13 protein-coding genes are annotated in these 11,853 nt (G+C 63.0%); 12 read left to right on the forward strand and 1 reads right to left on the reverse strand.

The features are described from left to right. Positions 1 to 114 precede the first annotated feature (114 nt). The gene (gene mutS, locus ACVWZ5_RS20135) at positions 115 to 2,688 is read right to left on the reverse strand and encodes a DNA mismatch repair protein MutS (RefSeq protein ID WP_457340807.1); all 2,574 of its coding nucleotides are present in this window, start codon (positions 2,686 to 2,688) and stop codon (positions 115 to 117) included. Positions 2,689 to 2,837: 149 nt separating this feature from the next. Here mutS and ACVWZ5_RS20140 point away from each other — a divergent pair, with 149 nt between their 5' ends. The 12 genes from ACVWZ5_RS20140 (at position 2,838) to ACVWZ5_RS20195 (ending at position 11,803) form a co-directional block, all read left to right on the forward strand. Further along, positions 2,838 to 3,584, forward strand: a complete 747-nt coding sequence (locus ACVWZ5_RS20140) for a LexA family transcriptional regulator (protein ID WP_084942502.1) — start codon at positions 2,838 to 2,840, stop codon at positions 3,582 to 3,584. Between the two features lie 463 nt (positions 3,585 to 4,047). Further along, on the forward strand, positions 4,048 to 4,395 hold the full coding sequence (locus ACVWZ5_RS20145; protein ID WP_062574921.1) for a phage holin family protein: 348 nt from the start codon (positions 4,048 to 4,050) through the stop codon (positions 4,393 to 4,395). Positions 4,396 to 4,420: 25 nt separating this feature from the next. Beyond that, positions 4,421 to 4,609: a zinc finger domain-containing protein gene (locus ACVWZ5_RS20150; RefSeq protein WP_062574920.1), complete on the forward strand. Its 189-nt coding sequence runs from the start codon at positions 4,421 to 4,423 to the stop codon at positions 4,607 to 4,609. 10 nt (positions 4,610 to 4,619) lie between these two features. Further along, positions 4,620 to 5,450 (forward strand): putidacin L1 family lectin-like bacteriocin, encoded by an 831-nt coding sequence (locus ACVWZ5_RS20155; RefSeq protein WP_062574919.1) that lies wholly within the window; start codon positions 4,620 to 4,622, stop codon positions 5,448 to 5,450. Positions 5,451 to 5,512: 62 nt separating this feature from the next. Further along, positions 5,513 to 6,010 carry a hypothetical protein gene (locus ACVWZ5_RS20160; RefSeq protein ID WP_457340808.1) on the forward strand — a complete coding sequence of 166 codons (498 nt, stop codon included), beginning with the start codon at positions 5,513 to 5,515 and terminating at the stop codon, positions 6,008 to 6,010. Beyond that, positions 6,007 to 6,567, forward strand: a complete 561-nt coding sequence (locus tag ACVWZ5_RS20165; protein WP_062574917.1) for a phage baseplate assembly protein V — start codon at positions 6,007 to 6,009, stop codon at positions 6,565 to 6,567. Before ACVWZ5_RS20160 ends, ACVWZ5_RS20165 begins: the two co-directional genes overlap by 4 nt. Before the next feature lie 234 nt (positions 6,568 to 6,801). Then, the gene (locus ACVWZ5_RS20170) at positions 6,802 to 7,134 is read left to right on the forward strand and encodes a hypothetical protein (RefSeq protein WP_023631778.1); all 333 of its coding nucleotides are present in this window, start codon (positions 6,802 to 6,804) and stop codon (positions 7,132 to 7,134) included. A 103-nt stretch (positions 7,135 to 7,237) separates the two neighbouring features. Beyond that, complete coding sequence (locus ACVWZ5_RS20175) at positions 7,238 to 7,564, forward strand: GPW/gp25 family protein (protein WP_028690641.1); 327 nt, start codon at positions 7,238 to 7,240, stop codon at positions 7,562 to 7,564. Further along, positions 7,561 to 8,442: a baseplate assembly protein gene (locus ACVWZ5_RS20180; RefSeq protein ID WP_084942503.1), complete on the forward strand. Its 882-nt coding sequence runs from the start codon at positions 7,561 to 7,563 to the stop codon at positions 8,440 to 8,442. The genes ACVWZ5_RS20175 and ACVWZ5_RS20180 overlap by 4 nt, the downstream gene beginning before the upstream one ends. Before the next feature lies 1 nt (position 8,443). Then, positions 8,444 to 9,052: a phage tail protein I gene (locus ACVWZ5_RS20185; RefSeq protein ID WP_062574915.1), complete on the forward strand. Its 609-nt coding sequence runs from the start codon at positions 8,444 to 8,446 to the stop codon at positions 9,050 to 9,052. Next, complete coding sequence (locus ACVWZ5_RS20190) at positions 9,045 to 11,375, forward strand: phage tail protein (protein ID WP_084942504.1); 2,331 nt, start codon at positions 9,045 to 9,047, stop codon at positions 11,373 to 11,375. Before ACVWZ5_RS20185 ends, ACVWZ5_RS20190 begins: the two co-directional genes overlap by 8 nt. Next, positions 11,372 to 11,803 (forward strand): phage tail assembly chaperone, encoded by a 432-nt coding sequence (locus tag ACVWZ5_RS20195; protein WP_280070501.1) that lies wholly within the window; start codon positions 11,372 to 11,374, stop codon positions 11,801 to 11,803. The genes ACVWZ5_RS20190 and ACVWZ5_RS20195 overlap by 4 nt, the downstream gene beginning before the upstream one ends. Positions 11,804 to 11,853: the final 50 nt, after the last annotated feature.

Below are 11,853 nucleotides of genomic sequence, written 5' to 3' on the forward strand. Positions count from 1 at the left end.
GCTTGCCCTTCCTTACCAGGGCAGCACGGTTCACGGTGCTGGCTGCAGGCCAGGCTAATAACCTTGCAGTGCTCGCAAACCGCGCCGGATTCTAACAGCTTGCGCGGTGGGCCGTTATAACAGGTTTTTCAGTTGATATAGCATTTCGATAGCTTGGCGTGGCGTCATGTCGTCCAGGTCCAGCTTGCCCAGCTTCTCGATGGCCGGGTGTGGCAGGCTGGCGAACAGGTCGCTCTGGTGCGGCACGTGGGGCATGTTGTCGCGGGCCGGCATGACTGGCGCCTCGTGGGGCAGGCTGGCGGTCTCCAGCCGGCCCAGATGCTCGCGGGCGCGCTGGATCACCGCCGCCGGCACGCCCGCCAGTTGTGCCACGGCCAGGCCGTAGCTCTGGCTCGCCGGCCCAGGCAGGACGTGGTGCAGGAACACGATGCGTTCGTTGTGCTCGGTGGCGTTCAGGTGCACGTTGGCCACCAGTGGTTCGTTGTCCGGCAACACGGTGAGTTCGAAATAGTGGGTGGCAAACAGCGTATAGGCGCGCAGCTGGGCCAGGCGCTCGGCGGCGGCCCAGGCCAGCGACAGGCCATCGAAGGTGCTGGTGCCGCGGCCCACCTCGTCCATCAGCACCAGGCTGCGGTCGGTGGCATTGTGCAGGATGTTGGCGGTCTCGCTCATCTCGACCATGAAGGTCGAACGCCCGCCGGCAAGGTCGTCGCTGGAGCCGATACGGGTGAAGATGCGGTCGACCGGCGACAGTTCGCAGGCGGCGGCCGGGACGAAGCTGCCGATATGCGCCATCAGCACGATCAGCGCTGTCTGGCGCATGTAGGTGGACTTACCGCCCATGTTCGGGCCGGTGATGATCAGCATGCGCGTGCTGTTGTCCAGCCCGAGGTCGTTGGCCACGAATGGCGTGGTCAGCACCTGCTCGACCACCGGGTGACGACCCTGCTCGATGCGCAGGCACGGCTCGTCGACGAAGCTTGGGCAGTTCAGGTCCAGGTTCAGGGCGCGCTCGGCCAGGTTGCTCAGCACATCCAGCTCGGCCAGCGCGGCGGCGCTGTCCTGCAGCGGCGCCAGGTGCTCGATCAGGGTTTCGAGCAGGGCGTCGTAGAGCATCTTCTCACGGGCCAGGGCGCGGCTCTTGGCCGACAGCGCCTTGTCCTCGAACGCCTTGAGCTCGGGGGTGATGAAGCGTTCGGCCCCTTTGAGCGTCTGCCGGCGGATGTAGTCGACCGGCGCCTGTTCGGCCTGCTTGGTCGGCAGCTCGATGAAGTAGCCGTGCACGCGGTTGTAGCCGACCTTGAGGTTGGCCAGGCCCGTGCGGGCTTTTTCGCGGGCTTCCAGGTCGATGAGGAACTGGCCGGCGTTCTCGCTGATCGCCAGCAGCTCGTCCAGCTCGCTGTCGTAGCCGGTCTTGAGCACGCCACCGTCGCGGATCACCGCCGGCGGGTTGTCGATGATCGCCCGCTCCAGCAGGCCGGCCAGCTCCGGGTAGGTGCCGGTGATCGCGGCCAGGCGCGCCAGGTGCGGGGCCTCCAGCTCGGCCATGGCGTTCTGCAGCTCCGGCAGGGCGCCGAGGGCATCGCGCAGGCGTGCCAGGTCACGGGGACGGGCGTTGCGCAGGCCGATCCGCGCGAGGATCCGCTCGATGTCGCCGATTTCCTTGAGCTGCGGCTGCAGCCTCTCGAAACGGTAGCCGTCGAGCAGGCAGCGGATCGAATCCTGACGGGCCTTTAGCACCTTCAGGTCGCGCAGCGGACGGTTCAGCCAGCGGGTCAGCAGCCGGCTGGCCATGGCGGTCTGGCAACGGTCGATGACCGATTGCAGGGTGTTGTCGCGGCCACCGGCCAGGTTGATGTCCAGCTCCAGGTTGCGGCGGCTGGCGGCATCGAGGATGACCGTGTCGTCCATGCGCTCGTGGCGCAGGCTGCGCAGGTGGGGCAGGGCGGTGCGCTGGGTTTCCTTGGCGTAGGTCAGCAGGCAGCCGGCGGCGCCGATGGCCAGGGTCAGCTTGTCGCAGCCAAAGCCCTTGAGGTCCTGGGTGGCGAACTGCTGGCAGAGGCTCTTGCGCGCCGTGTCGCGGTCGAAGTCCCACGGTGCGCGGCGGCGGGCGCCGGGGCGCTTCTCGGCCGGCAAGCCCTGCGGCCAGTCGTCGGGGATCAGCAGTTCCACCGGGTTGATGCGCTCGAGTTCGGCCAGCAGGTTCTCCCAGCCCTTGATCTCCTGCACGGTGAAGTTGCCGCTGGTGATGTCCAGCACCGCTAGGCCGAACAGGCGCTCGTCACCCAGAAGGGCGGCGATCAGGTTGTCGCGGCGCTCGTCGAGCAAGGCCTCGTCGCTGATCGTGCCCGGGGTGATGATGCGCACCACCTGGCGCTCCACCGGGCCCTTGCTGGTGGCCGGGTCGCCGATCTGCTCGCAGATCACCACCGATTCGCCGAGCTTGACCAGCTTGGCCAGGTAGCCTTCCAGCGAGTGGAACGGAATCCCGCACATGGGAATCGACTGGCCCGCCGACTGCCCGCGGGCGGTCAGGGTGATATCCAGCAGTTTCGCGGCTTTCTTCGCATCTTCGTAGAAGATCTCGTAGAAATCGCCCATGCGGTAGAACATCAGCTGGTCCGGGTGCTGGTTTTTCAGCTTCCAGTACTGCTGCATCATCGGGGTGTGTGCGGAGAGATCAGACATTCAGGGCCTTACAGCGGGTGGTCTGGTGGCAAATTTCGAAACCGCTAATGGTACAGGCTTTTTCCGGTCCACGCAGGCCAGATGGTGGGCACATCTGCGCCGGTTGCCGGTTGCAGGGACCATTGCATTTTAGGTTTCACAGTTGCATTATGCGTATTATGCAAAAACGCAACGTAGCCTCCGTACTCAGAGAACTGCTCGCCCGCCACGGCCTGTCCCCTACAGAGCTGCATCGGCGCACGGGCGTGCCTCAATCCACCCTGTCGCGGATTCTCAGCGAGAAGATCGTCGATCCTTCGGACAAGCACGTCTCGAAGATCGCCGAGTACTTCGGCGTGAGCACCGACCAGTTGCGCGGCCGTGTCGAACTCGGCGAGTCCCGTGACGCGGCCCCGCTCGCCCAGGGCCACGCGGCCCTGAGCGATATCAGCCTGTGGGACGATGAAACCCCCGTCGAGGACGACGAGGTCTCCGTTCCTTTTCTTCGTGAGGTCGAGTTGGCAGCAGGATCAGGAAGATTCGTCATCGAGGAAAGCGAGAACGCTCGCTTGCGCTTCGGCAAACGCAGCCTGCGCCACAATGGCGTGCAGTTCGACAACGCCAAGTGCGTGACGGTACGTGGCAACAGCATGCTGCCGGTGCTGCGCGATGGCGCCACGGTCGGGGTCAATACCGGTAAAAGCTCTATCGGCGACATCATCGACGGTGACCTTTACGCCATCAACCACAATGGCCAGCTGCGGGTGAAACAGGTGTATCGCCTGCCTACCGGCATTCGCCTGCGCAGCTTCAACCGCGACGAGCACCCCGACGAGGACTATAGCTTCCAGCAGATGCAGGAAGAGCAGATCAGCCTCCTCGGCCACGTCTTCTGGTGGGGCATGTACGCCCGTTGATCCCCTGCCCTCGATAAAACCCGCCTCGGCGGGTTTTTTTTTCGCCTTCAGAAACCCCCTACATCCACGTCGGATCAGGCCTCCATGCATAGGAGCAAAAGCTGATGCATAAATATTTGAATTTGTGCATTGACTGCATATGCATGAATGCATAATATGTATCCCAGGCCGGACGCAAACCGGTCGAGATACAGGCAGCGATGAACAGGCCTCGACTGTTCAGAGGGTTGGCAACTGGCCCGGGTGTGCAGCGTAAAGCACCACGATCAGTTATCCGGCGGGCAGGCGGCCGCGGTCGGAGTCACCAATTTGAAGCGCAACCGCATGGCGTCACCAGTCGTGGCCGGCGGTTACACCGCGCATTACTGAAAAGCCTGCAGGGCGGGCTTTTTGGAATGCCGAGTCAAGCCAATCACGATCCGCCGGCCTGTCGCCGGTGGGCAAACACACAGGAGACAGGAACGTGACGAACGAGCAACAGACGTTGCTGGAGATGCCGCTCTGGCTGGTGATCCTCCTGGCATTGCTGGGCGGAATTTCCGGCGAGATGTGGCGCGCCGACAAGGCCGGTGCCCGCGGCTGGGGGCTGCTCAGGCGGTTGGCGCTGCGCTCGGGGGCCTGCATGGTCTGCGGGGTGTCGACGGTCATGCTGCTGTACGCCAGCGGCATGTCGATCTGGAGTGCCAGCGCTTTTGGCTGCCTTACCGCCATGGCCGGCGCCGACGTGGCCATCGGCCTTTACGAGCGCTGGGCCGCTCGGCGGCTGGGGTTGGACGAACAGCCCGCGCCTGTACGCCAGGACGAAGAATGAACGTGGCAACAAGGAAGAAAAGCGAATGTTCAACGAGTTTCGCTGCGGTAAATGCAACCGCTTGCTGGCCCGCATCGGCGGGTCGGCGGTGGTCCAGATCAAGTGCTCGCGTTGCGCGACCTTGAACCACATGAAGGCCACGGGCCTCGACAACGTGCCGACGAGCGATCAGGACGGGCCGCAGAGTCCAGCTCCCCTTCAATCGATCCAGTAGGAGAACCACCATGGCAGGTCGTACCCGCATTCCTTTCAACGGCGTCGGCACTTCGGTGCTGCCCGCTTACCAGACCCTGTCGGCAGGCCAGTACCTGCTGTCGCCCAACCAGCGCTTCAAGCTGCTGCTGCAGGGCGATGGCAACCTGGTTATCCAGGACAACGGCGCCACCGTCTGGGTCGCCAATGAACAGCAACCCTTCAGCTCGACCATCCCCTTGCGCAACAAGAAGGCCCCGCTGGCCTTCTACGTTCAGTACGGAGCGTTCCTCGACGACTACTCGCGACGCCGGGTGTGGCTGACTGACAACAGCACCTTCACCAGCAACGACCAGTGGAACCGTACCCACCTGGTGCTGCAAGACGACGGCAATATCGTGCTGGTCGACTCGCTGGCGCTGTGGAACGGCACGCCGGCCATCCCGCTGGTGCCTGGCGCGATCGACTCGCTGCTGCTGGCACCTGGCTCCGAGCTGGTACAGGGCGTGGTGTACGGCGCGGGCGCCAGCAAGCTGGTGTTCCAGGGTGACGGTAATCTCGTGGCCTATGGCCCGAACGGCGCGGCCACCTGGAACGCCGGCACCCAAGGCAAGGGCGCGGTGCGCGCGGTGTTCCAGGGTGACGGCAACCTGGTGGTCTACGGTGCCGGCAACGCCGTGTTGTGGCATTCGCACACCAGCGGTCATGCCAGCGCGGTGCTGCGTCTGCAGGCCAACGGCAGCGTCGCCATCCTCGACGAGAAACCGGTATGGGCGCGTTTCGGCTTCCAGCCGACCTATCGCCATATCCGCAAGATCAACCCTGACCAGAAGCCGATCGACATCTGGACCTGGCACTTCTGAGCCAGGCGCCGGGCCTTCACGGGCCCGGCCTTCGCCGAACCGAGCGTTCAAGGAGCACAAGCATGAGCGAACTGGCCCAGTTGTACGCGGCCGTCACCTCCACCCTGCGGGCGGCGTTGCCGGCCTTCGCCACGGTCGCCACGGAGGGCGATGCCACGCTCGAGCCAGCCCTGCCGGCCTTGGTCCATGGCGTGTTGCGCATGCGTGGCGACGAGGCGCTGCGTGACGGTCGCTCATTGCTGATGGCAACCTTCGAGGCCCGCGTCACCGCCCAGGGCACCCCCGCGCAGGCACGGACGCAGGCCGGCGTGCTGGCGGCGCAGCTGATCGATGTGCTGCGCCAGCAGTCCTGGGGGCTTGATTACGTCGAGGGCGCACGGGACATCCTCGCCGAAGCCGAGGGCACTTCCTGGCGGGTGCAATGGGAGCAACCGGTCCTGCTGGGCAGTGTCCAGTGGCCCTGGCCCGACCAGCCGCCGGGCAGCCTGATGCTGGGCTTCGCCCCGGACACCGGGCCCGGCAACCAGGACAAGTACCTGTCACCGGAGAACCTGGCATGAGCTACGCCAGCGCCATGCACGATCGCATGCTGGCCAGCCTGATGATCCCCTGTCGGGTGGTGGCGGTGGACTTGGTCGCAGCCCGGGTGCGGGTGTCCGACGGTGGCGGCTGGACCAGCGCCTGGGTGCGCTGGCATGCCCAGGCTGCCGGCAAGGCCCGCCACTGGCGGGTACCGAGCCTGGACGAGCAGGGCGTGTTGTTCAGCCCCAGCGGCGAACCGGCTTTGGGCACCTTCGTCCCGGGGTTGTACGGCAATGCCGGGACGGCGCCGGACAACCGCGACCATGTCGAGGTCTGGCGCTTCGACGATGGCGGCTCGCTGGTCTACGACTGGCAGGCCAGACGCTATGACATCCAGCTGCCCAGCGGCCAGGCCACGGTCAAGGTCGGCGCCAGCACGCTGGTGGTCAGCGACAACGCCATCACCCTCGACGCCGCGTCGATCACCCTGACCGGCAAGGTTGCCATCAACGGCCCGCTGACGGTCAGCGGCGACATCAACGGCGGTGGCCGGATCATCGACACAGCCGGCAACACCGCCAATCACAAGCACTGAACCAAGGCCTGTACGAAATGTGTCTGCGCGAAGGCCAGACAAGGCTGAACGGGGGGAGGAAGCGGAGTGTACTGGAGTACATGAGCATTCCGAGCCCCGTTTCAACGCAGTATGGGCGAGTGCAGATACATTTCGTACAGAGCCTAAGGCCTTGAGCCCAGCAAGATCGCCATTGAGCGACATGAGCGCGGCATGTGCCGCGCCCCATCATTTCGACTCAAAAGGTTAAGCAACATGGAAGCAGTAAAAGTCGGCAAGCATTTCTTCAACGCCCACCCAACCGCCGTCAGCCAGGTCTTCAGCGCCGCGGACAACAAGGATGGCGTGTACCTGCGCACCGCGACCCTGTGCACCGGCGGCGGCATCCTCAACCTGTACACCGGCCCGAAGGCGCCGGCCTACCTCGGCGACATGAGCGTCCACGCCATCATGGGCGGGATCAACGGCGGCATCGATTCGCAGTACACCCTGCCTTATCCGCTGTTCATCCCGGCGGGCTACGGCCTGTGGACCGTCGCCAACAACGCCACGGCGGCCATCGCCCTGACCTACGACTTCGTCTCCTGAAACGGCTGCCCGGCTTGTCCGGGCAACCCTTTCCTGCCTGCCAGGTGATAACCATGCGCTATCCGAACAGGCTACCTGGAGCCTCAATTCCAGGAGGTGCCCCATGATCGGCATGGACCGCCGCACCGGCCAGCCCCTGTCGGGCGTGGCCCACCTGCGTCAATCCATCGAGGACATTCTCACCACGCCGTTGGGCAGCCGGCGTATGCGTCCGGAGTACGGCAGCCAGCTGCGCCGTTACGTCGACCTGCCGGTCAACGAAGGCTGGAAGAGTGCGGTGCAGGCCGAGGTGGCCAGGGCCCTGGGGCGCTGGGAGCCGCGGCTGAAGCTGGAGCGGGTCAAGGTCGTCGCGGTGCTCGATGGCCAGGTCAGCCTGGCCTTGAGCGGTCGTTACCTGGGGGATGACGCCCTGGTGGAGGTGACGGTATGAGCCAGGTCGACCTGTCGAGACTGCCCGCTCCGCAACTGCTCGAAGACCTCGATTTCGAGGCGCTGTACCAGGAAGACCTGGCCAGCTTCCGCGCCCAACTGGGCGACGACTGGACCGCCAACCTGGAAAGCGACCCGGTGACCAAGCTGCTCGAAGTCGGCGCGTACCGCAAACTGCTCAACCGGGCACGGATCAATGACGCGGCCAAGGCGCTGCTACTGGCCTATGCCCAGGGCAGCGATCTGGATCAGCTGGCGGCCAACGTCAGCCTGCAACGGCTGGTGATCCAGGCGGCGGACCCGGGCACGATTCCACCGACCGAGGCCGTGCTCGAGTCCGACGACGCCCTGCGCGAGCGGGTGCAACTGGTCTACGAAGGCCTGACCACCGCCGGCCCGCGCAACAGCTACATCCTCCATGCCCGCAACGCTTCGGGGCGGGTCGCCGACGCGACCGCCGAAAGCCCGTCGCCGGCGGTGGTGGACGTTACTGTGCTGAGCCTGGACAACGACGGCGTGGCCAGCCCCGAGCTGCTGGCGCAGGTAAGCGCCTACCTCAACGACGACGATATCCGCCCGGTCGCCGACCGGGTCAATGTGCGTAGCGCCGAGGTGTTGCCGTACCGCGTCGAGGCGGTGCTGCACATGGCTGACAACGGCCCTGAGTTCGAGGCGATCCTCAGCGAGTGCCGGCGCCGGCTCCAGGCTTGGGTCAATCCACGTCGACGCCTCGGCGTCGAGGTTGCCCGTTCCGGGATCGACGCACAGTTGCACATCGATGGCGTGAGCCGTGTCGAGCTGGTCGGTTGGAGCGACATTCGCCCGAGCAAGGCCCAGGCGGCCTGGTGCACCGGCATCGAACTGCGACGGGGAGGCTGACATGCAGAGCCTTCTGCCGCTCAACCGCACGCCGCTGGAGCGGGCCATCGAGGTGGCGGCCGACGAGGACCTCAAGGTCACGTTGCGCACCCTCTACAACCCCGAAACCTGCCCGGCGCACCTGCTCTACCAGCTGGCCTGGGCCTGGTCGGTGGACCGCTGGGACGACAGCTGGAGCGAGGCGATCAAGCGCTCGGTGATCCGCTCGGCGTTCTTCGTCCATGCCCACAAGGGCACCCTCGGCGCTCTCCGGCGGGTGGTCGAGCCATTCGGCTACCTCATCGAGGTGCAGGAATGGTGGCAGACCCAGCCTGCCGGCGTACCGGGGACCTTTGCCCTGAAGGTCGGGGTGACCGACACCGGCATCAGCGAGGAAACCTACAACGAACTGTCGTCGCTGATCGACGACGCCCGGCCGGTCAGCCGCCACATGACTGGTCTGGCGATCAGTCTCGAAAGCCGTGGCGGTCTCTATTTCGGCTGCGCGCTGCAGGACGGCGACGAACTCGACGTCTACCCGCCGGCACCTCCTGACCTGATCGTCAGTGGCGCCATTGGTCGCGGCGGCCGGGAACACACAATCGATACCTTGGACATTGCACATGGTTGACCAGAATTCCCAGTTCTACGCCATCCTCACCAACGTGGGCGCGGCGAAACAGGCCAACGCGGATGCCTTGGGCATCCCGTGGAAAATCACCCAGATGGGCGTGGGCGACGCCAACGGCGCCGACCCCACCCCCAACGCCACCCAGACCAGCCTGATCAACGAATGGCGCCGGGCGCCGCTGAACCAGCTGAAGGTGGACGACAAGAACAGCGCGATCATCGTCGCCGAGCAGGTCATCCCGGCGGATGTCGGCGGCAAGTGGATCCGCGAGATCGCGCTGTACGACGCCGATGGCGACATGGTCGCCGTAGCCAACTGCGCGCCGACCTACAAACCGTTGCTCAGCCAGGGCTCGGGGCGCACCCAGGTGGTGCGCATGAACCTGATCGTCAGCAGCGCGAGCAACGTGCAGTTGAAGATCGATCCGGCGGTGGTACTGGCTACTCGGGATTATGTCGATAGCCGCATTACCGAAGAGCTCAGCAAGTTAGATATAAAGCAGTCGGTACGGGTTGCAACCTCGGTCAATCTCTCCCTTGCGGGACTTCAGACCGTCGACGGTGTAGCGCTTGTTGCGGGTGACCGAGTCCTAGTGAAAAGTCAGACGGCGGCGAAGGAGAACGGCTTGTATGTCGCGGCTGTCGGCACTTGGCCCAGAGCCTCAGATGCCGATACAAGCACAAAAGTAACGTCGGGGCTGATCGTAGTTGTCGAACTGGGTGAGGTGCTCGCAGATACCATCTGGCAATTGACTACAGATGCACCTATTACCCTTGGCCTCACCTCGTTGGTTTTTCAGAATATCACCGATGGTTTTGCGCGCCTGTTATCCCCAGCCTTTGTGGGAGCACCCACAGCACCTACGCCAGCACAATACGACAGTAGTTCAAAGCTTGCCACCACTGATTTCGTCAAGCGTGTGGGGCTGGAATACTCGAGCTTTAGTTCGGTTGCGGTCAACACAGTATTAACAGCTATTCATGTTGGAGGCCTAATCAGCGCCTCAAGTTCAACGCCTATCAGCATTACATTGCCCCCAACGCTGGGTGTTGCACAGGGGGCAACCACTACTGTCGTAAGCGCTGGCTCTGGTAGTGTCACTGTGAAGGCTGCGGCCGGCGATCTTATTTATACTGCTAGCGGAGTCGTTGGACCAATTGTGCTTGGTTTAGGGGATTCAGCTGAGTTCATCAAGCTGGCCGGGCAGTGGCGCTTGTCTGGCGGTAGCAGCATGCTGCGCTACTCGCAGGTCCTGAGTGAGGAAGGATTCGTTACCCAGGCTCAGTTCAATTCTTCCCAGCGCCTTGCAACTACAGAGTTTGTGCAGCGTGCGTTGGGCAGCTTTTCAGGTGCGGTGAGCTATGGCGCAAGCATAACGCTAACCAAGTCTGATGCTGGCAAAATCATCAGAATGGCCGGAACAGGCTATACTGTGAAACTTCCGCTGATTTCCAGCTTGGTTGAAGGCACAACTTTTGCGATTCAGCATTCGGGCACCTCAGGAACTCAAAGTGTGGTTGTTCAGGGGGACGATGTTATCGATCCTGGGGCCGGTCTTGTTACCTCACTTACGCTGAATATAGGTGATACCGCTATCCTGACCCGGGCGGCGGGTAACTGGGCGTTGACAGGAGGAAGTGCGGCGCTGGGTTATGTAGATCGCCCTACTATGCCGCAGTTCGATAGCAGTCGTCAGTTGGCGACAACTGAGTTTGTGCAGCGGGAGATTGGAAATTACAGTGGTCAGAAGGGTGTCAGCGGCGCCTATACAGTGGTCCCAGCTGACTCAGGAAAAGTTCTCAGCCTCACGGGCGGAGGCTACACGATTACGCTACCGTCTATTTCATCCTTTGCTGTTGGTTCCAAGATCAGGTTTATAAACTTTGGAACGGGCGCCATTCAGGTGGTGGGTTCGGGCTTGATAGGCACAATGTCCATCGGTATCACTGACTCGCTTGAGGTAATCGCCACTCTCGGCGGTTGGATGTTGGTTGGTGGTAGCGCCTTGCTTGGTTCAAGCTCCGGCTTTGGGGCCTCGCTCAATGGTACTGTCGGGTATCAGAAGCTTCCAAACGGAGCAATTGAGCAGTGGGGGGTATACGTCGGAGCGCCCTCGGGTTCGGACACGGTGATCACGCTTCCCGTAGCAATGCTGGCGGTACCAACCTGTATAGAACTCACATTTGCGAACTTCAGCGGCGGTGAAAACGTCGGAGTTTCCCCCGTTCTTCAAGCCAGAAATAGTACACCGGGCAGTATTACGGTGCGTAACTTATTTGTAGGGTCGTCGTCGTTCTTTTGGAAAGTGAGAGGTCGTGTATGACAACGTTTTTCAGCCCAGCGACTGGCTTTTTCTATGACGATAACGTCAATAGTTTCATTCCTTCTGACGCACGTAAAGTGAGCGATCAAATACATAACACATTGCTGGCTGGACAAAGTGGTGGTCGTCGGATTATTTCGGATATGAACGGCTCTCCTATTCTGAGTGACCCGCCCCCTCCGGATCTTGGAGTGCTGGGCACTATTGAACGACAGTGGCGTGATGAGCGGCTAGCCGCCACGGATGGTGTTGTATCGCGACACCGTGACGAGTTGGAGGAAGGCGTGGTGACCACGCTGACTACCGATCAGTACATAGAACTACAGGCTTATCGTCGGGCATTGCGGGACTGGCCCCAGGGTAGCGACTTCCCGTCGGTTGAGCACCGGCCGCCGACGCCAGCCTTAATGGCCAGCATCATTCCATGACGCCTCGTACTGACGGGACGTTTTCTTAACCGCTGTATCAATGGCCTCGC

This window comes from Pseudomonas sp. TE6283 (assembly GCF_054060555.1).

Bases quoted from the DNA above. Each gene is read 5' to 3' on its own strand.
- mutS (WP_457340807.1), bottom strand. From the start codon at position 2,688: ATGTCTGATCTCTCCGCACACACCCCGATGATGCAGCAGTACTGGAAG.
- ACVWZ5_RS20140 (WP_084942502.1), top strand. From the start codon at position 2,838: ATGCGTATTATGCAAAAACGCAACGTAGCCTCCGTACTCAGAGAACTG.
- ACVWZ5_RS20150 (WP_062574920.1), top strand. From the start codon at position 4,421: ATGTTCAACGAGTTTCGCTGCGGTAAATGCAACCGCTTGCTGGCCCGC.
- ACVWZ5_RS20155 (WP_062574919.1), top strand. From the start codon at position 4,620: ATGGCAGGTCGTACCCGCATTCCTTTCAACGGCGTCGGCACTTCGGTG.
- ACVWZ5_RS20160 (WP_457340808.1), top strand. From the start codon at position 5,513: ATGAGCGAACTGGCCCAGTTGTACGCGGCCGTCACCTCCACCCTGCGG.
- ACVWZ5_RS20165 (WP_062574917.1), top strand. From the start codon at position 6,007: ATGAGCTACGCCAGCGCCATGCACGATCGCATGCTGGCCAGCCTGATG.
- ACVWZ5_RS20170 (WP_023631778.1), top strand. From the start codon at position 6,802: ATGGAAGCAGTAAAAGTCGGCAAGCATTTCTTCAACGCCCACCCAACC.
- ACVWZ5_RS20175 (WP_028690641.1), top strand. From the start codon at position 7,238: ATGATCGGCATGGACCGCCGCACCGGCCAGCCCCTGTCGGGCGTGGCC.
- ACVWZ5_RS20180 (WP_084942503.1), top strand. From the start codon at position 7,561: ATGAGCCAGGTCGACCTGTCGAGACTGCCCGCTCCGCAACTGCTCGAA.
- ACVWZ5_RS20185 (WP_062574915.1), top strand. From the start codon at position 8,444: ATGCAGAGCCTTCTGCCGCTCAACCGCACGCCGCTGGAGCGGGCCATC.
- ACVWZ5_RS20190 (WP_084942504.1), top strand. From the start codon at position 9,045: ATGGTTGACCAGAATTCCCAGTTCTACGCCATCCTCACCAACGTGGGC.
- ACVWZ5_RS20195 (WP_280070501.1), top strand. From the start codon at position 11,372: ATGACAACGTTTTTCAGCCCAGCGACTGGCTTTTTCTATGACGATAAC.